Here is a 22,446-nt window from a genome sequence, read left to right on the forward strand (position 1 = left end):
ATGAAGCTCAAGGTTCGGGTCGTGCACTACCGGCACGATTGCTGGTACGCCGACATCGACGACGCCGACGACCGGCAGCCCGACGACCCCTTCTGGTACGCCGACTGCCGGACCCAGGCCGAGGCCATCGCCCTCGCCTGCACCGAACTCGCCGCCCTCGAGGCCGGCGACGTACTCCCGTGCCGCTTGAGCGAGACCCGCGCCAAGGTCGCCTAGACCCTCACGCCCCGGCATGATGGGGCGATGCTCGGGGACTCGGACGGCACCAAGGGTGAAGCCACGATCGAGCAGATCGGGCGCCGGCGGACCTTCACCAAGACGCTCCAACTCGCCATCGTTCTCGCGATTGTGCAGGTGCCGATGCGGGCCGCGGTCCATCAAGCGGCCGGCTCGGCGGAGGGGTGCGCTGCACCGGCACGGCTCTCGATCCTCGTCGACTCGGCGTTCGTGCTGGCCGGCGTGTACGCGGCGTACCGGGCGTACAAGTACGTCAAGTTCCTGAACCTCCAGTCCTGGCAGCGGGTCGCGGCCGTCGGGTCGTGGCTCGTCCTGGTCGCCGCCGTCCTCGACATCGCCGAGAACCTCACCCTCTGGGGCGACTTCGCGTCGGCTCCGTGTGCCGATCTCTCCACCGGCTGGTTCACCTGGCTGACGCGAGCCGTCGTCGTGGCCGGCGTACTGATCCTCGCCGTCAGCCTGTTCGCGACGAGCCGTCTCGGGCAGCGGAAGTGGTACGGCGTGGAGCCGACGCCGCCGGCAACGTTCCGCCGTGCGAAGCGGGACGGCAAGGACACCGGCCGCCTTGTCATCACCTGTTCCGGCGGCGGGATCCGCTCGGCGTCGTTCTGCCTCGGTGCGCTGCAACTGCTGCGCGAACGCGGTCTCTACGACAAGGCGTCGACCGTCATCGGCGTCAGCGGCGGCGGGTACATGGCCGCCGCCTTCCACGTACTTCGCCGTACCTGCGCCGACCCGTTCTCGCCGGGATCACCCGAGCTGGCCCGCCTGCGACGGCAGACCCGCTACCTGCTGTCCGGCGGCCGGGCGATGTTCCGCGCGGCGTTGTCGGTGCTGTTCGGCCTGGTGGTGAACCTGCTGCTGATCGGCATCACGCTGCGCGCGATCGCCTGGGTCCTCGGGTGGTTCCTCGCCGACCAGAAGGTGATCACGACCGACCTGCGGGTGGACTGGCGGCCGAACGACTCCTGGTTCTTCGTCGGCATGTCCGTGTTCCTGCTCGCGGTGAGCGCGCTGATGTTCCTGATCGAGAAGGTCTGGGACCGGTGGGCGCGGATGCCGGACCTGGTCCGCACGATCCTCACCACGATCGGCAACGTGACCCTGCGGTACGGCGTACCGGTCGCCGTGCTGTTGCTCGGTGTGCCGGGAGGCCTTTATCTGCTGGGGAAAGTCCCCGGAGAATCCATCGATCAGCCGAGTCTGCCGTCGGCGCTCCTGGCGTTGGTCGACCCCACGAAACAGGGCGTGGCGTCGTTCAGCGCGCTGGTCGTCGTACTGATCGGCCTGGGCAAATCGGTCTGGAACGGACTGACCGTCGAGGGCAAGGCGGCGACCGGGCTGCGCGCGCGGCTTCTGGTGTTCGCGCGCACCAAGCTCGCGCCATGGGCAGGTAGCGCGATCATCGTGATCGCGGCGATCATCGTGCTGCTGCGCTGGACGGGCGGCTACGCGACCGATGCGACGTACCAGGAGGACTGGAACGTCGCGCTGATCCTGGCCGCGATCGCGCTCGCCATCAAGGTGCTCACCGACGCGAACCGGACCTCGCTGCACTCCTTCTACCGGGAGCGCCTGTCGCGCGCGTTCCTGGTGAAGCGGCAGGACAACGGCGCCGCGGTCGGACTCGACTACCACCTGCGGCTGCGGTACTCGGACTGGGCGAAGCCGATCGACGGCGGGCCGCAGCTCGTCATCGCCGGTGTCGCGAACGTCGACGACCCGGACTTCGTGCCGACGCAGCGCGACTGCGTGCCGTTCGTGTTCGACGCCGCGCAGATCGGGATCGTCGGGGACCGGTCGCTGCCGGACGGCGGGCGGCGCGAGACGGCCGACTACGAGCGCGAGGCCGACGTCCTCAAGCGCGAGGTCACGGTGCCCGCGGCGATGGCGATCAGTGGCGCCGCGTTCAGCCCGTTGACCGGACGGGTGAACGCGCGGACGCGGCCGGTGCGGCTGCTGCTCGCCGTACTCAATGCGCGGCTCGGTGTGTGGCTGCCGAACCCGTACTGGAACAACCGCGCCGAGGCCGCGTTCCCGGACCGGCGCGGATTCGTCGCGAAGGTACGGCGGTACGTCGGCAGCGTGATCGACAAGCCCGGCCCGTACCGGCTGCTGCACGAGGCGGTCGGGTCACCGTCGATGTACGAACGCCGGATCTACGTCACCGACGGTGGTCATTACGACAACCTCGGCCTGGTCGAGGCGCTGCGCCGCAAGCCCGCACAGGTGATCGTGATCGACGCCTCGAACGACGCCGAGGACCGCTTCACCGCCCTCGCCGAGGCGATCGCCACCGCCCGGATGGACCACGGCATCGAGATCAACCTCGACCCGTCCCCGATGATCCGCGGCACCAAGCCCCGAGCGGACCGGGCCTGGGCCTACGGGATCGCGACGCACCCGCTGGAAGACGATGAAGAGAAGCCGTACAAAACCGAGATCTTCTTCGTGAAGGCCGTCCTCGCCGGCCACCTCGACTGGGACCTCGAGCAGTACGCCGTCGAGCACGCCGACTTCCCCCGCCGCACCACCGGCGACCAGTTCTACGACGAATGGGACTTCGAGGCCTACCGCTCCCTCGGCCACACCCTCACCGAGTCCCTCGTCGACCACCACCGCGTCCACGCCCGCCTCAACGACCTGTAACACATTGTCACGGTGACCGGATGTAACCCCCAAGGGGGGACTCACCATGGCAACTTTCAATTCACCACCGGGCTGGCCGGCTCCACCGGCGTCCAACTGGCAACCACCAGCCGGCTGGCAACCGGACCCGTCCTGGCCGCCGGCGCCACCCGGTTGGGCGTTCTGGCTGAACACCCGCGGGCTGAGGACGCGCGGACCCAGTGGCCGGTACGGCGCCGAACCGCCCGTGAAGCTGGTCGCGGGATGGGTGGCCGGCGCGTTCGCGTTCATCGTCATCCTGGCCGCGATCGGTGGGGCGAGTAGCCCAGCCGCTGTTTCGTCGGCGCCGCGGGTGACCGTACCGGGGCCGACGACAACGGTGGCCGGTCCGACCGTGACTGTCGCTGGGCCGACTGTCACGGTGCAGCGGACCGTTCCCGGGCCGACGACCACGATCACGCAACCGCCGTTGCCCGCCCGGACCGTGACGGTCGCGGCACCGCGTACGACCACAAGGACGACCGCACCGGTTCCGTTGGCGCGGACGCAGAGTCCGCGGCCGACGAAGACAACGGCTGCACCGGTCGAGGTGTACTACGCGAACTGCTCCGCGGTTCGTGCGGCGGGTAAGGCGCCGCTGTACCGGGGTGAGCCTGGTTACGCCTCGCACTTGGATCGCAACCACGACGGCGTCGCCTGTGAGTGAGTGGATACGCGCTGTATTGCTTGTGGATAACGCGGTTGGGTTGTGGATATCTGCGCTGTTGCTGTGGACAACTGGGGTGTTGCCTGTGGAAGGGGCAGCAGAATCCTCTGAGGATGCACGTGCAGTCCGGTGGTTGAGAGAACGGTTGCCGGGGCGCTGTTTCGGTGCTGAGATGGGTCCTCGTACGGGATGAAACTTTACGAAGATTTATCCGTGACGTTCGGTGTGCCAGATCGTTGATCTGTCAGACAGTTCCGCTCAGCGGATCGCTGGGGAATCCGGAGGGACCGCTAGTGCACAAGTTCAATCCGCCACCGCAGTGGCCGCAGCCGCCGACGGCCGGCTGGCGTCCGCCGCTCGGGTGGACGCCCGACCCGACCTGGCCCGAGGCCCCGGCGGGCTGGCGCTTCTGGCTCAACCGGAACGGTCGCCGCAGCAGCGGCCCGATCGGTGCGTACGGCGCGGTCGACGCGGGCCGGCTCGAGCTGGCCACGGCCGACACCGCCCTGGTTCTGATGCACTCCTGACTCGACGCTCTTGGCTCCCGCAGGCCGACCGGCTTGCGGGGGCTGTTTTCTGTCCGCCTTCGGTCAGGGGCTGGTGCGTTCTTATCGTCTTCTGGTGTTATGTTATCAATGCAGATAACACTTACCTGGGAGGCGCTTCGTGGGCTGGATCGGGCTCGACCTCGGCACGCAAAGTGTGCGTGCCGTGCTGGCCGATGCCAAGGGTCACGTTCTGTCTCGCGCAACACGCCCGCTCACCAGCCATCGTGGCGGCGTCCGTCACGAACAGGACCCGCAGGCCTGGCTGACCGCCGTCGACGCGGTCCTCGCGGAGGTCGGATCGACCGGTGTCGACGGCATCGCGATCTGCTCCACCTCCGGCACGTTCCTGCTGACGGACCGCGCCGGCCGCCCCGTCACACCGGCCCTGATGTACGACGACGCGCGCGCGGCCGCCCGTCGCGACCACATCGTGGACGCCGATCCGGATCGCTGGGTGACCAGCATGCAACCCACGTGGGCGCTCCCGAAGATCCTCGACCTCGACCTCACGGACCGTCACGTCGTCCACAGCGCCGACTTCGTCGCGGCGCACCTCGTCGGGCACCCGGTCGCGACCGACACCAGCCACGCCCTCAAGACCGGCTACGACCTGATCGCCGACGCCTGGCCGACTGCCGCGTTCGACAAACTCGGTCTCCCGCTGACCGCGTTCCCCGAGGTCGTCCGCCCGGGCACCGAGCTCGGCCGCACGCCGGACGGCGTCCCCGTGTACGCCGGCATGACCGACGGCTGCGCGGCCCAGATCGCCGCCGGCGCCCTCGCTCCCGGCGCGTGGAACTCGGTCCTCGGCACCACGCTCGTCCTCAAAGGCGTCAGCACCGAGCTGCTGACCGATCCGACCGGAGCTGTCTACAGCCACCGTCACCCCGACGGCGGCTGGCTTCCGGGCGGCGCGTCCAGCACCGGCGCCGGCGTACTCACCGAACTCCTTCCCGGCGCCGACCTCGACGCTCTGGAACGTGCCGCCCACCCGATCGATGCGGTCATCTACCCCATCACCAAGACCGGCGAGAGATTCCCCTTCGTCGCACCACAGGCCGAACGGTTCACGCTTGGGAGCACCAACGACGACCTGCAGACGTACGCCGCCGTGCTGCAAGGTGTCGCGTTCGTCGAGCGACTCGCGTTCGAGCACCTGGAGGCACTCGGCGCCGACCCGGTCCGCTCGGTCTCGCTGACCGGCGGCGCCACCCGGGCCGGGTACTGGAACCAGCTCCGCGCCGACGTCCTCGGCGTACCGGTAGAGCTTCCGGCGGTCCCGGACCCGGCGTACGGCATGGCGGTTCTGGCCGCGTCCGGCGGGTCCGATCTCACCGGGACGGCGCGCCGGATGGTCCGGGTCGACCATGTCCTCGAGCCGCGCGGCGAGCGACTTGACGATCTGTACGGCGAGTTCGTCGCCGAACTCGACCGCCGGGGGTACAGGGGATGAGAACGACGATCGTGCTGGCCCGCCACGGCCGCACCGAATGGCACCACGGCAACCGCTACACCGGCTCGACGGACCTTCCGATCGATGAGGTCGGCGTACGGCAGGCGCAGCAACTGAAGGACTGGGCGGCGGACTATGCGCCGGATGCGCTCTGGGCGTCGCCGATGCTGCGTGCCCGGCAGACGATCACGCCGACAGCGGAACTGCTCGGCCTCACGCCCACGCTGGACGCCCGGTTGCGGGAGGTCGACTTCGGGTCGGCCGAGGGCAAGATGCTGAGTGAGCTGCCGCCGGCGGTGGGCAAGGCGTTCGAGCTCGACCCGGTGCGCGACCATTTCCCGGGCGGCGAGGACCCGGCCGCGGCGGCCGATCGGGTCCGCGAGGTCTTCGACGAGATCGGGCAGCGGCACCAGGGCCAGAAGGTCCTCGTCGTCGCGCACAACACGCTCATCCGGCTGCTCGTGTGCAGGGTGCTCGGTCTGCGACTGAACGACTACCGCAGACTGCTACCTGCGCTCGGTCCCGCGGCGCTCGTGCGTTTGCGCTGGCAGAACGGCACAGTGGGTCTCGAGGCGTTCAACGTTCCTCCTGTGCGAATGGAGACCCTGGCATGACAACGGATGTCGACGGCGACACCACCGAACTGAGTCGTCCCGCGCGCCGGCAGGCCGAGATCGCGGCGTACGTCGTGAAACACGGCTCGGTGTCGGCGAACGACCTGGTCGAGGCGTTCGGCGTGAGCGTGATGACCGTGCACCGCGACCTGGACGAGCTCGAGCGGCAAGGCGTGGTCCGGAAGTACCGCGGCGGGGTCAGCGCGCAGCCGACCAGCGTGTTCGAGAGCAACGTCGCCTACCGGCTGAACACCGCGCACGCGGAGAAGGCCGCGATCGCCCGGCACGCGCGGGCGATGATCGAGCCCGGGATGTCGGTGATGCTCGACGACTCGACCAGCGCGCTGGCCCTGGTCGACCTGTTCGAGGACATCGCTCCGTTGACCGTCGCAACGAACTTCCTGCCGGCGATCACCAAGCTGGCACAGCTGCGCGACGTCACGCTGCTGGCCCTCGGCGGGATCTACTCGGCGACCCACGACTCGTTCGGCGGGATGCCGTGCGCGGAGGCCGTCGAGGCGCTGCACGCCGACCTGCTGTTCTGCTCCGTGTCCGCGGTGTCGTCGACGCACGCGTTCCACCAGGAGGAGGAGATCGTCCTGGTGAAGCGGGCGATGCTGCGCTCGGCGCGGACCAAGGTACTGCTGGTCGATCACGCCAAGCTGCAGCGCACCGCACTGCACCGGCTCGCTCCGCTGACCGATTTCGACGTCGTGATCGTCGACGAGAAGACCCCGAAGGACCTGATCGAACCACTGCGCGACCACGGCGCCACCGTGGAGGTCGCCAAACTCTAGGAGGGGCGTATGGACGTCGGCGTCGACGTCGGCACCACTGTTACCAAGGCCGTCGCGTTCGACGCCACCGGCCGGCCGCTCGCTGTGGCCTCCCGACCGACCCGCTTGCTGCACCACAGTCCCGGGCGATTCGAGCACGAGACCTCTGAGGTAGTTGCTTCGGTCAACGAGGTGGTCGGTGAGCTGGCGGCTGCTGTGGGAACACGACCTGAGGTCCTGGCCATCACGGCCCAGGGCGACGGCCTGTGGCTGGTCGACGACGCCGGTACGCCGGTGCGCCCGGCGATCTCCTGGCTGGACGCGCGGAGCAGCACGATCCTCGAGCAGTGGACCGCGGACGGGGTCGCGGAACACGTGTTCCGGCGTTCCGGAAACCGGATGTTTCCGGGCGCATCGGGTCCGCTGCTGGCCGCCGTCCTCGCGGAAGAGCCCGACGTCGTCGAGCGGGCCGGTACGGCGGCGTACTGCAAGGACGTGGTGATGCAGGCGCTGACCGGTGTCCGGGCGACGGATGTGTCCGATGCCTCCGCACCGTTCCTCGACCCGAGGACCGGGGAGTACGACGACGCGGCGTTGGAGGCGACCGGGTTGTCGGGCGTGCGCGGGCTGCTGGCGCCGGTCGCGGCCGCGGGACCGGTGGGTGAGCTGCGCGACGACTCGACCGGGATGGCACCCGGAACGCGCGTTTCCGCCGGTCCGTACGACCTCCCAGCCGCCGCGGCCGGTGCGGGAGTGACCGAGCCCGGCGACGCGCTGTTGACGGTCGGTACGACGCTGGCCTGCCAGGTCATCACGCGAGAGCTGCCCGTCGACGGCGAGCCCGCAGGCCTGTTCCTCGGCACCTGGACGCCAGGGGTCTGGCTCCGCGCGATGCCCGCGATGGTCGGTACGGCGGCTCTCGACCGGGTGCTCGCACTTGTTGGCGTCACCACCGACCAGCTGCCGTCGCTGCTCGCGGACAGCCCGCCCGGCGCGTCCGGCGTCACGGTCCTGCCCTACCTGTCGGAGGCGGGCGAACGGGCCCCGTTCGTCGACACCCGGGCCCGCGGCACGATCGACGGCATCTCGCTGTCCACGACGACGGCCGACCTCGTCCGCGCGACCTGCGAAGGCATCGCGTACGCCGCGCGGCACTGCCTCGACGCGGCCGGGTGGACAGGTCGAGTCACCGTGTGCGGCGGTGGCGCCCGGAGCAGCGAGTGGACTCAGATCCTCGCCGACGTACTGAACGCGCCGTTGCACACCGCCGAGGCGGAGCAGGTCGCCGCGCGCGGTGCGGTGATCTGCGCACGCCGTGCGATCGACCCGGACAGCGCCGGCGCCGAGTGGATCGCCGAGACCCGCCAGGTCGACCCGGACCCGGCCCGCGCCGCGTTCTACGCCGAGGGCTACGCCCACTACCTGCGCCGCATCGAGTCGGCCCGCCCACGCTGGTCCGACCCAGCACCTACGTTCACAGGAGTTCGTTGACGTCCTCCCTGTCCTGGGACGGGGATTCCAACTACTACGCGGAGGTAGCGAGTTGAGGTTCACGCTTCGGCGAGACCCGTCCAGGCGTCTCTTGGCGTGCGCTGACGGCCCGTCCGGCCGCGATGTTGATTGCTGCGTTGACGTCTGCGTGCGCCTGGTGTCCGCAGGCTACGCACCAGAACACCGCTTGGCTCTCGCGGCTTTCCGGTGCGCAATGCCCGCAGACGCTGCAAGTCTGCGACGTGTGTGCCGGGTTGACCTTCTCGAGTCGTCCGGCGGCCTTGTCCTCCAACCGACGCATCAAGGAACCCCAGGCGCTGGCCAGAATGCTCCGGTTCAGCCCAGCCTTCGCTCTGCGGCGATTCGGCAAGAACTGACCGGGTCGTTCTGGATCGGGCTTCGGCCTCGGGCGTCTGGTCATCTGAGCGATGCGCAGGTTCTCGACACGGATGACGTCGAACCGGCTGGCAAGGTCGGTGCTGGTCTTCTCCACCCAGTCCTTGCGCCGGTCACGCGCACGTGCACGCAACTTCGCGATCGCTGCCTTGACCCGTTGCCACCTGTTCGAGCCGCGGCAGCAACGGGCGAGACGGCGCTGCAGGTATCTGAGGCGTGCCTCCTCGGTTTTCGGTGGCCGAGGGCAACTCAAGAGCTCGCCGGTCGACAATGCGGCCGACACGGCGACTCCCCGGTCCACGCCGACGACCTCGCCCGTGCCCGGCGCCGGGATCGGAGGCGGGACGGCGGCGAAGGCCAGATGCCAGCGACCCGCCCGGTCACGAGTCACGCGGTAGGACTTCGCATCAGGCACGGCGCGGGAGAGGCGGAACCGAACCCAACCGACCTTCGGAATGTTCACCCTGGCCCATTTGCGGCTGAGGTGAACGATTCGAGTTGCCTGACCACCGACGATGCGGAATCCCTCGTGCCGGTCGGCCTTGCGCCAGGTCGGTCGTCGACGAGTGCCTGCGTAGAAGCTCGTCACAGCATGGTCGAAGTCTCGCAGTGCTTGCTGTTGCACAGTCTGCGAGCCGGCTCTGAGCCACGCGAACGCGGCACGCGCCTCGGTGAGTTGCCGAGCCTGTTCGATGTACCCAGGCGTTGGGCCCTTGTCCCGACTCCACATCGACCATTGCTCAAGTGCAAGGTTCCACATGTGCCGCGCATGCCTGCACTGTTCCAGCAACGCAGTCTGCTGCTCGGGAGTCGGATACAGCCGGAACCGGGACATGCACCGATCCAAACACTTTGCACCGACAATCCAGAGGGGAGGCAGTCGCGGTTGCTCCGAGAGCAAATGACAGGTTCGCGCCGCGACTCAATCGATGAGAACCGTTAAGACGCTGCTCGCCGGCGACCATTTCGTGCGGAACGATCTGCTGGCCGCGGCGCTCGGCAACATTCCGGACGTGGCGTTCGAGTTCCGTGAGGTCACGCTGCCGTGGCCGCTGACGCCGTACGGACGCGTCGCCGAGGTGGACGAGGCGAGTGACGCGGAGGCCCAGCTGATCGAGGCGCTGGCCGGGGTCGAGCTCGCGGTCACGCAGATGGGGCCGTTCACCGAGCGCGTGCTGGACGCGGCGCCCGACCTGCGGTTCCTGGTCGTCTGCCGGGGTGGCCCCGTGAACGTGAACGTCGCCGCGGCGGCCGAGCGGGGGATCGCCGTGGCGTCGACGCCCGGACGGAACGCGGTGGCGGCCGCCGAGCACGCGGTCGCACTGACGATGGGTGCCCTACGCAACCTTCCGCGCCTGCAACGGACGCTGGAGCACGGCGAGTGGCGCTCCGACCTCTACGCGTACGACGAGTGCGGGGGCGAACTCGACGGGTCGACCGTGGGCCTGGTCGGGTACGGCGCGATCGGGCAACGGGTCGCCCGGGTGATGCTGGCGTTCGGCGCACGCGTCCTGGTCGCCGATCCGTACGTCGAACAGGCGCCCGAGGGCATCGAACTCGTCGAACTCGACGAGCTGCTGCGGCAGGCTGACGTGGTCAGCCTGCATGCGCGGCTGACCGATCAGACCCGCGGGATGATCGGCGCGCAGCAGATCGCCGCGATGCCCCGCGGCGCCGTACTGGTGAACACCGCTCGTGGTGGTCTGCTCGACTACGACGCGACAGTGGACGCCTTGGAGTCCGGGCAGCTGGGAGCGGCGGCGTTCGACGTGTTCCCGTCCGAACCGGTGCCCGCGGGATCGCGGCTCCTGACAGCGCCCAACATCGTGATGACACCGCACCTCGCCGGCGCCACCCGACAGACCGCCCACCGGGCCGGATCGATCGCGGCGGAGGCCGTCGCCGCGTTCCTCAACGGAAAGGACCCGGCAGGGCTGGTGCGCGCGTAGATGAAGCTAGCAACCAGTACGACTTGGACCGAGCTTCTGCTGTTGCTGATCGCCTTCGTGCTGTCGATGGTGATCGGCATCGAGCGTCAGGTACGGCAGAAGAGCGCCGGTATGCGGACGCACACGCTCGTCGGCACCGGGGCCGCGCTGTTCACCCTGGTGTCCGGGTTCGGCTTCAACGCCGTCCTCGGGACCGACGTCAATCTCGACCCGTCCCGGATCGCGGCGCAGATCGTGTCCGGCGTCGGGTTCCTCGGCGCCGGCGTGATCTTCATGCGCCGGGACGTGGTACGGGGGCTGACCACGGCGGCCACGATCTGGATGACCGCCGCGATCGGAATGGCCTGTGGCGCAGGGATGCCGCTCCTCGCGCTGGCGGCGACCGTGCTGCATCTGGTTGCCGTCGGCCCGTTCGCGCGGCTCGGGCGGTTCCTGCCGTCGCCGGACCGCCGTCGCGTTGTCACGGTGCGGTACGACGACGGAGCCGGCGTACTGCGGGCGATCCTGGCGACGGCCACGTCGATGGGATTCGAGGCGTCGGTGCTCGGGACCGAGGTGCACCGGGACGGAGCACGGCCGCAGGTGCGGGCCTCGATGCGGTTCTCCGGGCGCCCACCGCTGCAGAACCTCGTGCTCGCGCTGGACGATCTCGACGGCGTCACCGGCGTACGGATCCGCAACGACGATGACGATTGAGCTACGAATGTGATTTCGATGAGAAAATCACACACATTCTCTATACGTAACCATCGTTCGGTGATAATTTCACCGGCATGCCCGCTGTACCGAACCTCGTTGACCTGCGCGAACTGGCCGTCCGGCTGGCGATCGCGGCAGGTTCGGAGCTCCTGGCCCGTCAGCGGAGTCTGTCGATCGACGCGGCCGGTGTCGAGACCAAAAGCTCCGCCAACGACCCGGTCAGCGCAGCCGACCGCGCGTCCGAGAAGCTCATCACGGACGGTCTGACCGCGGACCGCCCCGGCGACGGACTCCTTGGCGAAGAAGGCGCTTCGCGGCCCTCGACCACTGGTCTTACCTGGGTGATCGACCCTCTCGACGGCACGGTCAACTACCTCTACGGCCGCCTCGACTGGAGTGTGTCGATCGCCGTCGAGGACGAGAAGGGCGCACTCGTTGGCGTGGTCCATCAACCGCGCACCGGTACGACGTGGTCCGCCGCCCGCGGCGCGGGCGCCTCTCGTGCCGAAGCCCCGTCTGATGGTCGGCGCCTGGGCCCGCTGCGGCAGACCCGTCTTGAGGCTTCCCTGGTGTGTACGGGCTTCTCGTACCTGCCGGAGCGCCGGGCCGAGCAGGCAGCGCTTCTGCAAGACTTGCTACCGGCCGTCCGCGACATCCGCCGCGGCGGATCGGCCGCGCTCGACCTGTGCTCGGTCGCCGACGGTACGGCGGACGCGTACTACGAGCACCTGATCCAGCCCTGGGACGTCGCCGCCGGTGCGCTGATCGCCCGCGAGGCCGGCGCCACCGTCGTCCGCGGACCCCTTTTCCCACAAGGCATCCTGGCCGCCGCCCCCTCGGTGGCCGACCCACTGCAAGAGCTACTCACAAGGAGGTCGGTGTGACGATAACGGACCTGCCGGCCCGGACCCATCCGGACGAACGAACGATTGCCGACGGCAATGATCAGCGGAAGCGCCGGAGGCGGCGCGAGTACGGGCTGTTCGCGTTGCTGGTCGCGCCGAACCTGCTGGTGATCGCGGTCTTCGCGTACTGGCCGATCATCTACAACGCGTTCCTCAGCCTGACCGACTGGAACATGATCGCGGCCCGCCCGAAGTTCGTGGGGCTGGCCAACTACGGCCGGACACTGACCGACCCCGCGTTCCACAAGACGCTGTGGATCACCGTCGTGTTCACCGGCCTGATCGTGGTCGGCAGCCTGGTGATCGGGCTCGCGCTGGCGTTCCTGTTCAACCTGCCGCTGAAGGGCCGCGGGGCGGTCCGGACGATCGCGTTCGCGCCGCACATCCTGTCCGGCGCCGCGGTCGCGACCATCTGGGCGTTCATCTTCGACCCCGGGTACGGCCTGATGCGGGCGCTGATCGAACCGTTCGGCGCCGAGCCGCCGGACTGGATGAACAACTCCGACTGGGCGCTGCCGGGACTCGTCATCGTCTACCTGTGGAAGAACGTCGGGTTCGCCGCGCTGATCTACCTGGCCGGCCTGCAGGGCCTGCCGAAGGAGCTCGACGAGGCGGCCGCGATCGACGGCGCGTCGACCTGGACGCGGTTCCGGTCGATCAAGCTCCCGTTGCTGGCCCCGATCACCTTCTTCCTGCTGATCACCACGGTGATCGGCACCTTCCAGGCGTTCGACGTGATCGCGGTGATGACCGGTGGCGGCCCTGGTGATGCCACCACCACGCTGAGCTGGTCGATCTACAACGAAGGCTTCCAGGCGTTCAACGCGGGCCGCGCGGCGACGCTGTCGATCATCATGTTCGTCATCCTGCTGCTCGTCACAACCGTGCAGGCCCGGGTGATGGAGAGGCGGGTGCACTACCGATGAAGACACGCGCGATCCAGTACGTCGTACTGATCGGTGTGGCGGCCGTGTTCCTCGGACCGCTGTACTGGTTGCTGTCCACGGCGTTCAAGCAGCCGACCCAGATCTACCAGTGGCCGCCCGCCTGGTGGCCGCACCCGACCTGGGAGAACTTCAGCCTGGCCTGGAAGGCCGCGCCGTTCGACCGGTTCTTCCTGAACTCCACGATCATCACCGTGATCGGGACCGCGCTGAAGGTGATCAACGCCGTGCTGACGGCGTACGCCTTCGCCTACCTGCGGTTCCCGTTCAAGAAGATCCTGTTCTTCGCGGTGCTCGGCGCGATGATGGTGCCCGGCCACGTGACGCTGCTGCCGAACTACCTGACCGTGGCGAGCCTCGGCTGGATCAACACCTACGCCGGCCTGATCATCCCCGGGATCGGGTCCGCGTTCGCGACGTTCCTGATGCGGCAGCACTTCCTCACGCTGCCCACCGAGGTGACGGACGCGGCCGCGGTCGACGGCGCCGGACACCTGCGCACGTTGTGGCGCGTCGTCCTGCCGATGTCACGGCCGATGCTGATCACCGTCGTGGTGATCACCGCGGTCGAGGAATGGAACAACTTCGTCTGGCCCCTGATCGTCACCAACACCGCCTCGATGCGGACACTGCCGGTCGGGCTGCTGATCCTCAAGGACGAGGAAGGCCTCGCGGCCTGGGGAACGATCATGGCCGGCACGCTGCTGGTGCTCGCGCCGATGCTGCTGATCTTCCTGATCGCGCAGCGCTACATCGTCGGCGGCATCACGGCCGGAGCTCTGAAGGGATGAGCATGCTACGTCGTACTTTCCTCGGAGTCACCGCAGGACTTTCGCTGGCCGGTTGCGGCTACCGTTCCGTCGACGCCACCTACTCACAGCCGGACGGGGAGGTGCCCAAGCAGTACGCCGGGCGCACGCGGGTCGTGTTCTGGTCGCCGTACGGCGGCGTGAACGGCAAGGCGGTCGACAAACTCGTTGCCAAGTTCAACGACTCGCAGCAGGACGTGTACGTCGAGGTGCAGTTCCAGGGCAGCTACGACGACGTGGCGCAGAAGGTCGCGGCCGCGCTGGTCGCGAAGCAGGCGCCCGATCTCGCCGTACTGTCGGACGTCACCTGGGAGCGGTTCTTCCTGAACGACGCGCTCGAACCGCTGAACGGCTACTTCACCGACGGATTCGGGCCCGGTGTCTACCAGGAGAAGCTGTTCGGGGAGTACGTCGTGAAGGGGCAGAGCTGGGCCGTCCCGTTCGCCCGCAGTACGCCGATCATGTACTACAACCGGGACGCGTTCGCGAAGGCCGGTCTCCCGGACCGGGCGCCGCGGACGTGGAGCGAGCTACGGTCCTGGGTGCCTTCGCTGGCCAAGGTGCAGTCGGGTGGACGGTCGTTGCGGACGATCGCGTTCGCGAAGATCGACGGCGACTGGCAGTTCCAGGGGAACGTGTGGCAGTTCGGCGGCGCGTACTCGAAGGGGCTCGACATCACCATCGACCAGCCCGGTGCGGTGGCCGCGGGTGAGTGGCAGCGGTCGATGGTGCACGACCTCGGCGCGGCGTACATGGCCAGCAGCCCGAGTACGGACTTCGCCAACGGACTGGTCGCGGTGATCCAGGAGTCGACCGGTGGCATGAAGACCATCAGCAGCAAGGCGAAGTTCAAGGTCGGCGCCGGGTTCATACCGTCCGAGGTCGCCTCCGGGCTCGCGACCGGTGGTGGCGGAATCGGGATGCTGCGGAACATTTCCGACGAGCGGAAACAGGCCGCGGCGACTTTCCTGCAGTTCCTCGCGCTGCCGGAGAACTCGGCATGGTGGACGACGCAGACCGGGTACCTTCCGGTGGTGAACAAGGCCCGCGAGGACGCCGAGCTGAAGAAGCTGATCGCGGAGCAGCCGAACTACGGCGTCGCGATCGCGCAACTGGAGAACGCGCGGCAGCAGGACGCGATCCGGCTGTACGGGCGGAACGCGAACGTGCAGATCTACACCGGGCTGCAGCAGATCTACGCCGACAACGCGCAACCTCAGAAGGTCTTTGCGTCGGTCGGGCGGCGGCTCGAGGCGATCGGCGACGAGGTCAAACGTCTCTACGAGGAGAAGGTTCTGTGATCATCACCGGCCACCGGGGCGCACTCGGGACCGAACCGGAGAACACGCTGCGCTCGTTCCGGCGGGCGGTCGCGGACGGCTGCGACGAGATCGAGCTCGACCTCCGCGTCACCGCGGACGGCGAACTCGTGATCATGCACGACGCCACGGTCGACCGCACCACGTCGGGGTTGGGTGCGGTCGAGGAACTGACGCTGGCGGAGATCCGGGCGCTGGACGCGGGGTCGGGGGAGCAGGTCCCGACCTGGGGCGAGACCGTCGCGGCGATCGACGTACGGCTCCAGGCGGAGGTCAAGGCCGAGGCCGCCGTACCGTTGCTCGCTCAGTCGCTGAAGGCGGACCGGTCGCTGGCCGAGCGGACCCTGGTCACGTCGTTCCACCCAGAGATCCTGCTCGCGGTCCGGGAGGCGTTCCCGGACGTGACGACCGGACACATCTTCGGCCGGACGCCGGAGACCGCCGAGGTCATCACCCGCACCCGCGCGGCCGGAGCGACCTGGTCCCTGTGCGGCATCGCCGGCCTCACCCCCGAGGCCGTCGCCGAACTGCACGCCGCCGGGTTGAACGTCACCGCCTGGCCCGTCCCCGACGCCAACACCCTCGCCACGGCGGCAACCCTCGCCGTCGACGGCGTCACCACCGACAACCCCCACCTCCTCACCCACGCCTAACCACCCAACTTTGAGCACCCACCAACCGTTTTGCCGGGCTGGAAATGGTTGGTGGGTGCTCAAAGTGCGTTGGGTGGGTGGGCGTCACACGTTCCAACGTCTGAATATGTTCTTCCGTGGAACATAAATGTGTGGTTGGGTCTTCTGCATGGGAATCAGCATCGGTGTGGCCGGAGCCGGCCAGTTCGCTCCTTCGTTCCTGCGGCTGTGGTCCGCGCACCCGGACGTGTCCGAGGTGCGGCTGACCGACGTCATCCCGGAGCGGACCGCGGAGATGGCCGCCAAGCAGGGCATCACGGTGACGCACACGTCGTTCGAGGAGATGCTCGAGTCGGACGTGGACGCGGTCGCGATCTTCACGCAGCGCTGGCTGCACGGCGAGATGGCGATCAAGGCGCTCGAGGCCGGGAAGCACGTGTACTCCACGGTCCCGATGGCGATCGAGGCGGACCAGATCGCCCGCATCATCGAACTGGTGAAGGAGACCGGGCTCACCTACATGATGGGTGAGACCAGCTTCTACTACCCGTCCTCGGTGTACTGCCGGCAGAAGCTGGCCGACGGCGAGTTCGGCCGGGTGTTCTACACCGAGGGCGACTACGTCCACGACATGGACCTCGGGTTCTACGCGGCGTACCAGTACTCCGGCGGCGAGGACTGGAAGAAGACCGCGTCGTTCCCGCCGCTGCTCTACCCGACGCACGCCGTCGGCAACGTGCTGTCGGTGACCGGTCAGCACGCCACCCACGTGTCCGCGATCGGCGTCAAGGACGACCGTGGCGACGGCGTCTTCGACAAGGACGTCAGCCAGTTCGACAACGACTTCTCGAACGCGACCGCCCTGTTCAAGCTCGCCGACGGCGGGATCATGCGGACGAACGAGATGCGCCGGGTCGGGTACCCGTCGCACATCCGCGAGTCCCGGCTGCGGGTGTTCGGCACCGAGGGCAGCTTCGAGCAGCTCGCCACCACGACCCTGTGGCAGAACAAGGAAGGCGTCGAGGACGTCTCGCATCTGATGGAGACCAAGGCGACGGGTGACGACGCCGACCTCGAGAACGTCGACCCCGCGCTGCGCGACGCGTTCCGCTCCGGGCTGTCCCCGGTGCACGACCGTTCCCGCCTGCCGGAGGAGTTCGCCGGCCTGCACAACGGCCACGAGGGCTCGCACCACTTCCTCGCCGACGACTTCGTCCGCGCCGTCGCCGACAAGACCCTCCCGCCGATCAACGCCTGGGTCTCCGCCCGCTACACCCTCCCCGGCATCTACGCCCACCAGTCCGCGCTGCAGGGCGGCGTACAACTAGAAATCCCCGACCACGGCGACGCCCCCGCGTGACATCCTTCGGTCGGTAGCATCCGGTATGGACCTCTTCGCCGGAATCTCCGTCCGTGACTACGACGTTGCCGTTGCCTGGTACGAGAAGTTGTTGGGGGCGGCGCCTAGTTTTCTGCCCAATGATGTTGAGGCGGTGTGGGAGCTGGGGGAACACCAGTTCCTGTACGTCGAGGTGGTGCCGGAGCATGCGGGGCATGCGCAGCACACCTTGTTCGTCGAGGACTTCGACGGGACCTTGAAGGGGATCGCGGAGCGGGGGCTCGAGCCAGCCGTGCGGGAGACGTACGAGAACGGCGTACGGCATGCGACGTTCTACGACCCCGACGGCAACGAGGTCTCGTACGGCGGCGCGCCGGTGGCCTAGGGTTCGCGGTCGGAGTGGTAGCGGTAGAGGTCGGGGAGGAAGTTCTCCAGGTTGCCGATCTCCTCGATGTGGTGCCGGATCCACGCGGTCAGCTTGGCGGGTGGGAACGCGCGCTGGTGGGCGGTTCGATTGAGGAACAGCCGGCCGAGCGTGGTGGTGTCGCCGATAGTGAGGTGGGTGACGTACCGGCAGCCGGAGTTCGTGCGGGTGAACTCGTTCTCGAGCTGGACCAGTGAGCTGCCGAGGATGCGTTTGGTGATGACCGCCGATTGGCTGTCGACGGTTTCGATCATCACTTCCAGATCGAGCAGCATCGACGGATCCCGCCCGAGTGCCTCGGTGATGTGCAACCGCGTGCCGGGCCCGATCACGCCGGGAGTAGTCGCCTCGTAGGAGATGTGGTCGAGCGGATGCCAGACCAGATACCTGGGCCAGGTCGTCCCGGCGTACCGCATGTATCCCGGGATGTGCGTGAACCACCAGGCGAGCATCTCCGGTGTCACCTGCTCGAGTGGCGCGTGGGCGATCGTGACGAGGGTTCGGCTCTCGTCGGACGAGGTCGAGACCCCCGCGCTGTCGAGCGGACGCAGCGGCCAGAGGACAGGGCGCGGCGCAGGCAGATCCATCTTCACGCGGTGCCCGGTGCTGATACACCCAAACAGTCAGTCGGGTACGGCGATGCGGTCCAGCTCGGCCCAGTCGAGAACCCGAACGGCCACGACCGCGCGGCGTTCGAGCTCTGCCCGGAGCAACCGGTGAACGCCGTCCAGGATCGTGATGCGGTCGTCGGGGCGGCGGACGGCGTCGATGGGATGGCGAAGGTCGGCGGCCAGGGTGCGCTCGTACTGCACTCGGTACGTAACCGGATCCGCCGCGACCTGACGGGGCGTGACCTGGAAGGGTCCGTGGTACGCCCAGAACGGCAGGTCGAGATGGTGCGCCAGGTCGGCGACCGGCAGATCGACAGTCGGCAGGTCGAGTGCGTGCAGCCGTTCGACGTCCCAGTGGAAGTCGAGGATGTACGCCGTCAGCTCCGCCGGCACTGTCAGCGGGAAGGGGCGGCGGGTCACTCGTAGAGGCGGCGCAACCGCAGCGTCATCGAGTTCTCGATGTGCCGGGTCATCGCGGACTCGGCGGCGGCCGGATCGCCGGAGCTGATCGCCTCGACCAGGACCCGGTGTTCGGTGAGGACCTCGGGGCCGATGTCGCGGTCGTAGTGCAGCCGGAAGATGTGCAGGTGGCAGTGGGTTCGCTCGAACGCCGACCGGACCTGCTCGCTCCCGGACAGCGACGCGATCAGCGAGTGGAACCGGTTGTCGTGCACGGTCAGCGACTTGTACCCGGCGTAGTCGATCGAGGTCGGCTCGACCGCGGTCGCCAGCTCTGCGCGCAACCGCTCCACGCCTTCGGGGGAGATCAGCTCGGCCGCGCGCCGGGCCGCCCAGGGCTCGAGCAGGAGCCGGAACCGGTAGAGATCGTCGAACTCCTCGAGCGACAGGAGCGGAGTTGCGCGATAACCCTTCAGCGGCTCCTTGACCGCCAGCCCTTCGGATTCCAGCCGGGCCAGCGCCTCCCGTACCGGGGTCGACGACACCTGGAACTCCCGCGCGAGTCCGTCGATCGAGATCCGCGCCCCGGGCCGGATGACGTGGTCCATCAGCATCGTCTTGATGGCCTCGTACACGTCGTCGGCGAGCATCTGCCGCCGGAGCAGCCGCCGGTCCACCGGTGCCACTGGCTCGCTCATCAGGTGTCTCCGGATTCTGGTCGCGGGCTTGACCCCACCGGTCAGGTTTCGGCAGGGTAACACTGGTAATCATGCATCATGCACGATTCTGGGCTCTGCAAGCTATGGTCAAGCCACGGGCACGCTAGGGAAGGTCGCGAACGATGGTGCGGTTCGAACAGATCGGCGTCCTGCCCGAGCCCGGCGACAATGTCGCGATCGCCTCGCAGCGGCTGGAGGCCGGCACGGAGGTCGAGCTCGACGGTACGACGATCACGCTGCCGCACACCGTGCTCGAGGGACACCGCTTCGTGGTCGCACCGGTCAGCGCCCAAGACGCACTGACCTCGTGGAACACCGCGTTCGCGCGCGCCTCCCGGGACCTGGTCCCCGGCGACTACGTCTGTACGCCGACCAGCCTTGCCGCGGTCACGGCCCGTGGCGTGGAAGGGCTGCCCGCGGAGCCTTCGGCCACGAACGAACCGCTCGATCCGTTCGAGCTGGACGAGTCGGCGCTGCACTTCGGCGCCCAGGTGACGAGCGTCGAGCAGCCCGGCACGTTCCTCGGCTATCCCCGGGAGCAGGGTCCGGCCGGGACGCGAAATCACGTCGTACTGCTGGCGACCAGTTCGCGCAGCAGCGGGTTCGTCACCGAGTTGGCGCGGCGGTTCGACGGCGCGGCCGCGGGTGACGGCGTCGTACCGGTGGCGCACACCGAAGGCGGCGAGGACGAGGTCCCGAACAACCTGCACTTCCTGCTCGCCACCCTCGGCGGCTTCACGCTGAACCCGAACGTCGGCGCCGTCCTGATCGTCGACACCGAGGGCGATGTGGTCTCCGGCGAGGCGATCAAGAACTTCCTGGCCGAGAACGGCTACCCGTCGATCAAGGTGCCGCACGCCTACTTCACCCGGAGCGCGGGCTTCGAGCACGACCTGACGGCCGCCGGCGCGCTGATCGAGCCGTGGCTGCCGGTCGTCGACGCGCAGCAGCGCCAGGAGGTCCCGCTCGCGGACCTCAAGATCGCCCTGCAGTGCGGCGGTTCTGACGCGTTTTCCGGAATTTCCGCGAACCCGCTCGCGGGGCAGGTCAGCGCGGAGGTCATCCGGCACGGCGGTACGGCGGTGCTCGCGGAAACGGACGAACTGATCGGCGCCGAGCCGTACGTGCTGAAGAACGTCCGCGACCTGGCGACCGCGAAACGTTTTCTGGCGACGATCAAGTCGTTCAAGGAACGCGTCGGCTGGCACGGGCACACGGCCGAGGGGAATCCGTCCGGCGGCAACGTGTACCGCGGGCTCTACAACATCGTGCTGAAGTCCATCGGCGCGGCCCGGAAACTGCCGCGCGAGGTCCGGCTCGACCACGTGATCGACTACGGCGAACCGCTGCCGGGCGACGGGTACGTCTTCATGGACAGCCCCGGTAACGACCTCGAGTCGGTGGCCGGCCAGATCGGCAGTGGCTGCAACCTGATCTTCTTCACCACCGGAAACGGCTCGATCACGAACTTTCCGTTCGTTCCGACGCTGAAGTTCGTCACGACCAGCGCCCGGTACGAGCGGTTGCACGCCGAGATGGACATCGACGCCGGCAAGTACCTGACGGGTACGTCGATGGCGGACCTGACCGCGGAGACCTTCGATCTCGTCGTCCGCGTCGCGTCCGGTGAGCAGAGCGCGGGCGAGCGCGCCGGCCACAGCCAGGTGTCGATCTGGCGGAACTGGAAGCAGACCGGACACCGCGAGGGCATCTCGATCACCACGGACGGCCGGATGAGCCGGAAACTCGTCGACCTCCCGAGCGAGGACCGCGACGCTCCGCTCGACGGCCTCCCGCACCGAGGCCTGACCTCCGACAGCCGGACACCCGCGGAACTGTTGCGCGTCGACGACCGCCTGGTACCTGAGGCGGTGGGCCTGATCCTGCCGACCAGCCTCTGCTCCGGCCAGATCGCCCTGCGGATCGCAGCCCAGGCCGAGCTGGAGAAGTGGGCCGGTGACGCCGTCACGCGGATGGTCGCGCTGCCGCACACCGAAGGTTGCGGCAGCAGCGGCGGCGCCTCCGAGGAGACCTTCGCGCGGATCATGCTCGGCTACCTCCTGCACCCGAACACCCGGATGGCCCTGCTTCTCGAGCACGGGTGCGAGAAGACGCACAACGACTACTTCCGGTCCCGGCTGGTCGAGGCCGGCGCGGATCCGTCCCGCTTCGGCTGGGCGAGCATCCAGGCGGACGGCGGTCTCGACGCTGTAGGCAGCCGGGTGAAGGACTGGTTCGGCAGCTTCGACCTGCCCGCACCGCTCGCCCAGACCGGTGATCTCGGTGCGCTGACGATCGGCCTGGAGGCCCGCGGAGCGTTCTCGGACACCACTGCCGAGGCGCTCGCGCTGATAGGCCGCGAGATCGTGGGCTCCGGCGGTTCCGTCGTACTGTCGTCGCGTGGCGCGTTGCTGGCACACGACGGATTCCGTACCGCGGCGTTCGGATCGGCGGACCCGGTGGGCCCGACGATCGCGCACGGCCAGCGGTTCGCGGCGCCGGGGTGGCACGTGATGCGGATGCCGGGAACGGACTGGATGGAGACCGCGACCGGCTTCGGCGCGACCGGCGTTCAGCAGATCCTGGCCCATGTCGCGGGCGGCACGCTGTCGGCGCAGCGGTTCGTCCCGGTCGTCGAGTTCAGCAACGACCCGGAGACGGTCGCGACGTACGGCGACGACCTGGACGCGGTGGCCACCGGTGACGCGGCCGAGCAGGCGCGGATCGGGCTGGACGTCGTCGCCGCGGTCGCCGGTCGCCGGCTCGTCCCCAAAGCGGTTGCCTCCGGCAACGTCGGATTCCAGATCACCCGCGGTCTGCTCGGAACGTCAATGTGAGAGGTCTGTCC

The 22,446-nt window shown here is 68.5% G+C and carries 22 protein-coding genes; 18 read left to right on the forward strand and 4 right to left on the reverse strand.

All coding sequences use genetic code 11. From position 1 onward, the window contains the following. The 8 genes from E0H92_RS04560 to E0H92_RS04595 all read left to right on the forward strand — a co-directional run bounded on the left by E0H92_RS04560 (position 1) and on the right by E0H92_RS04595 (position 8,453). Complete coding sequence (locus tag E0H92_RS04560; protein WP_131495475.1) at positions 1–216, forward strand: hypothetical protein; 216 nt, start codon at positions 1–3, stop codon at positions 214–216. Positions 217–243: 27 nt separating this feature from the next. Next, positions 244–2,886 (forward strand): patatin-like phospholipase domain-containing protein, encoded by a 2,643-nt coding sequence (locus E0H92_RS04565; RefSeq protein ID WP_131495476.1) that lies wholly within the window; start codon positions 244–246, stop codon positions 2,884–2,886. A 46-nt stretch (positions 2,887–2,932) separates the two neighbouring features. Next, positions 2,933–3,571 (forward strand): excalibur calcium-binding domain-containing protein, encoded by a 639-nt coding sequence (locus tag E0H92_RS04570; protein ID WP_238173309.1) that lies wholly within the window; start codon positions 2,933–2,935, stop codon positions 3,569–3,571. 293 nt (positions 3,572–3,864) lie between these two features. Continuing rightward, the gene (locus tag E0H92_RS04575) at positions 3,865–4,098 is read left to right on the forward strand and encodes a hypothetical protein (protein WP_165549650.1); all 234 of its coding nucleotides are present in this window, start codon (positions 3,865–3,867) and stop codon (positions 4,096–4,098) included. A gap of 139 nt (positions 4,099–4,237) precedes the next feature. After that, the gene (locus E0H92_RS04580; protein WP_131495477.1) at positions 4,238–5,572 is read left to right on the forward strand and encodes an FGGY-family carbohydrate kinase; all 1,335 of its coding nucleotides are present in this window, start codon (positions 4,238–4,240) and stop codon (positions 5,570–5,572) included. Continuing rightward, positions 5,569–6,186 (forward strand): histidine phosphatase family protein, encoded by a 618-nt coding sequence (locus E0H92_RS04585; RefSeq protein ID WP_131464865.1) that lies wholly within the window; start codon positions 5,569–5,571, stop codon positions 6,184–6,186. The genes E0H92_RS04580 and E0H92_RS04585 overlap by 4 nt, the downstream gene beginning before the upstream one ends. Next, positions 6,183–6,983: a DeoR/GlpR family DNA-binding transcription regulator gene (locus tag E0H92_RS04590; protein WP_131283620.1), complete on the forward strand. Its 801-nt coding sequence runs from the start codon at positions 6,183–6,185 to the stop codon at positions 6,981–6,983. The genes E0H92_RS04585 and E0H92_RS04590 overlap by 4 nt, the downstream gene beginning before the upstream one ends. A gap of 9 nt (positions 6,984–6,992) precedes the next feature. Continuing rightward, positions 6,993–8,453, forward strand: a complete 1,461-nt coding sequence (locus E0H92_RS04595) for an FGGY-family carbohydrate kinase (protein ID WP_131464867.1) — start codon at positions 6,993–6,995, stop codon at positions 8,451–8,453. Positions 8,454–8,487: 34 nt separating this feature from the next. On the opposite strand, the gene E0H92_RS04600 is transcribed toward E0H92_RS04595, so the two are convergent. Then, complete coding sequence (locus tag E0H92_RS04600; protein WP_131495478.1) at positions 8,488–9,684, reverse strand: RNA-guided endonuclease InsQ/TnpB family protein; 1,197 nt, start codon at positions 9,682–9,684, stop codon at positions 8,488–8,490. A 94-nt stretch (positions 9,685–9,778) separates the two neighbouring features. On the opposite strand from E0H92_RS04600, the gene E0H92_RS04605 reads away from it, so the two are divergent. The 9 genes from E0H92_RS04605 to E0H92_RS04645 all read left to right on the forward strand — a co-directional run bounded on the left by E0H92_RS04605 (position 9,779) and on the right by E0H92_RS04645 (position 17,830). Further along, positions 9,779–10,798 carry a 2-hydroxyacid dehydrogenase gene (locus E0H92_RS04605; protein WP_131464871.1) on the forward strand — a complete coding sequence of 340 codons (1,020 nt, stop codon included), beginning with the start codon at positions 9,779–9,781 and terminating at the stop codon, positions 10,796–10,798. After that, positions 10,799–11,494 carry an MgtC/SapB family protein gene (locus E0H92_RS04610; RefSeq protein WP_131464873.1) on the forward strand — a complete coding sequence of 232 codons (696 nt, stop codon included), beginning with the start codon at positions 10,799–10,801 and terminating at the stop codon, positions 11,492–11,494. A gap of 77 nt (positions 11,495–11,571) precedes the next feature. Next, positions 11,572–12,381, forward strand: coding sequence for an inositol monophosphatase family protein (locus E0H92_RS04615; RefSeq protein ID WP_131464875.1), 810 nt, complete (start codon positions 11,572–11,574; stop codon positions 12,379–12,381). Then, on the forward strand, positions 12,378–13,328 hold the full coding sequence (locus E0H92_RS04620; protein ID WP_238152988.1) for a carbohydrate ABC transporter permease: 951 nt from the start codon (positions 12,378–12,380) through the stop codon (positions 13,326–13,328). Before E0H92_RS04615 ends, E0H92_RS04620 begins: the two co-directional genes overlap by 4 nt. After that, on the forward strand, positions 13,325–14,137 hold the full coding sequence (locus E0H92_RS04625) for a carbohydrate ABC transporter permease (protein WP_131464877.1): 813 nt from the start codon (positions 13,325–13,327) through the stop codon (positions 14,135–14,137). Before E0H92_RS04620 ends, E0H92_RS04625 begins: the two co-directional genes overlap by 4 nt. 2 nt (positions 14,138–14,139) lie before the next feature. After that, positions 14,140–15,456: an ABC transporter substrate-binding protein gene (locus E0H92_RS04630; RefSeq protein WP_165549690.1), complete on the forward strand. Its 1,317-nt coding sequence runs from the start codon at positions 14,140–14,142 to the stop codon at positions 15,454–15,456. Continuing rightward, entirely contained in the window at positions 15,453–16,127 is a 675-nt protein-coding gene (locus E0H92_RS04635; RefSeq protein WP_131495480.1) for a glycerophosphodiester phosphodiesterase, read from the forward strand. Before E0H92_RS04630 ends, E0H92_RS04635 begins: the two co-directional genes overlap by 4 nt. 148 nt (positions 16,128–16,275) lie before the next feature. Then, a complete protein-coding gene (locus E0H92_RS04640; protein WP_202867957.1) occupies positions 16,276–17,466 on the forward strand; it encodes a Gfo/Idh/MocA family protein in 1,191 nt (396 codons plus the stop codon). Positions 17,467–17,491: 25 nt separating this feature from the next. Continuing rightward, positions 17,492–17,830 (forward strand): VOC family protein, encoded by a 339-nt coding sequence (locus tag E0H92_RS04645; protein WP_131464883.1) that lies wholly within the window; start codon positions 17,492–17,494, stop codon positions 17,828–17,830. Here the strand turns inward: E0H92_RS04645 and E0H92_RS04650 are convergent. The 3 genes from E0H92_RS04650 to E0H92_RS04660 are packed head-to-tail and all read right to left on the reverse strand — an operon-like array spanning position 17,827 to position 19,577. After that, the gene (locus tag E0H92_RS04650; protein ID WP_131495481.1) at positions 17,827–18,456 is read right to left on the reverse strand and encodes a hypothetical protein; all 630 of its coding nucleotides are present in this window, start codon (positions 18,454–18,456) and stop codon (positions 17,827–17,829) included. The genes E0H92_RS04645 and E0H92_RS04650 overlap by 4 nt on opposite strands. 36 nt (positions 18,457–18,492) lie before the next feature. Further along, positions 18,493–18,900 carry a hypothetical protein gene (locus E0H92_RS04655; protein WP_131495482.1) on the reverse strand — a complete coding sequence of 136 codons (408 nt, stop codon included), beginning with the start codon at positions 18,898–18,900 and terminating at the stop codon, positions 18,493–18,495. Further along, complete coding sequence (locus tag E0H92_RS04660) at positions 18,897–19,577, reverse strand: GntR family transcriptional regulator (protein ID WP_131283596.1); 681 nt, start codon at positions 19,575–19,577, stop codon at positions 18,897–18,899. Before E0H92_RS04660 ends, E0H92_RS04655 begins: the two co-directional genes overlap by 4 nt. A gap of 143 nt (positions 19,578–19,720) precedes the next feature. Here E0H92_RS04660 and E0H92_RS04665 point away from each other — a divergent pair, with 143 nt between their 5' ends. Further along, complete coding sequence (locus E0H92_RS04665) at positions 19,721–22,435, forward strand: UxaA family hydrolase (RefSeq protein WP_131495483.1); 2,715 nt, start codon at positions 19,721–19,723, stop codon at positions 22,433–22,435. The last annotated feature ends 11 nt before the right edge of the window (positions 22,436–22,446 follow it).

Source organism: Kribbella speibonae, assembly GCF_004331375.1.
Taxonomy (GTDB): Bacteria; Actinomycetota; Actinomycetes; order Propionibacteriales; family Kribbellaceae; genus Kribbella; species Kribbella sindirgiensis.

Coding starts and splice junctions, on each gene's coding strand:
- E0H92_RS04560 (WP_131495475.1), top strand. CDS start 1: ATGAAGCTCAAGGTTCGGGTCGTGCACTACCGGCACGATTGCTGGTAC.
- E0H92_RS04565 (WP_131495476.1), top strand. CDS start 244: ATGCTCGGGGACTCGGACGGCACCAAGGGTGAAGCCACGATCGAGCAG.
- E0H92_RS04595 (WP_131464867.1), top strand. CDS start 6,993: ATGGACGTCGGCGTCGACGTCGGCACCACTGTTACCAAGGCCGTCGCG.
- E0H92_RS04660 (WP_131283596.1), bottom strand. CDS start 19,577: ATGAGCGAGCCAGTGGCACCGGTGGACCGGCGGCTGCTCCGGCGGCAG.
- E0H92_RS04645 (WP_131464883.1), top strand. CDS start 17,492: ATGGACCTCTTCGCCGGAATCTCCGTCCGTGACTACGACGTTGCCGTT.
- E0H92_RS04570 (WP_238173309.1), top strand. CDS start 2,933: ATGGCAACTTTCAATTCACCACCGGGCTGGCCGGCTCCACCGGCGTCC.
- E0H92_RS04590 (WP_131283620.1), top strand. CDS start 6,183: ATGACAACGGATGTCGACGGCGACACCACCGAACTGAGTCGTCCCGCG.
- E0H92_RS04650 (WP_131495481.1), bottom strand. CDS start 18,456: ATGGATCTGCCTGCGCCGCGCCCTGTCCTCTGGCCGCTGCGTCCGCTC.
- E0H92_RS04640 (WP_202867957.1), top strand. CDS start 16,276: ATGGGAATCAGCATCGGTGTGGCCGGAGCCGGCCAGTTCGCTCCTTCG.
- E0H92_RS04610 (WP_131464873.1), top strand. CDS start 10,799: ATGAAGCTAGCAACCAGTACGACTTGGACCGAGCTTCTGCTGTTGCTG.
- E0H92_RS04585 (WP_131464865.1), top strand. CDS start 5,569: ATGAGAACGACGATCGTGCTGGCCCGCCACGGCCGCACCGAATGGCAC.
- E0H92_RS04630 (WP_165549690.1), top strand. CDS start 14,140: ATGCTACGTCGTACTTTCCTCGGAGTCACCGCAGGACTTTCGCTGGCC.
- E0H92_RS04615 (WP_131464875.1), top strand. CDS start 11,572: ATGCCCGCTGTACCGAACCTCGTTGACCTGCGCGAACTGGCCGTCCGG.
- E0H92_RS04600 (WP_131495478.1), bottom strand. CDS start 9,684: ATGTCCCGGTTCCGGCTGTATCCGACTCCCGAGCAGCAGACTGCGTTG.
- E0H92_RS04625 (WP_131464877.1), top strand. CDS start 13,325: ATGAAGACACGCGCGATCCAGTACGTCGTACTGATCGGTGTGGCGGCC.
- E0H92_RS04665 (WP_131495483.1), top strand. CDS start 19,721: ATGGTGCGGTTCGAACAGATCGGCGTCCTGCCCGAGCCCGGCGACAAT.
- E0H92_RS04605 (WP_131464871.1), top strand. CDS start 9,779: ATGAGAACCGTTAAGACGCTGCTCGCCGGCGACCATTTCGTGCGGAAC.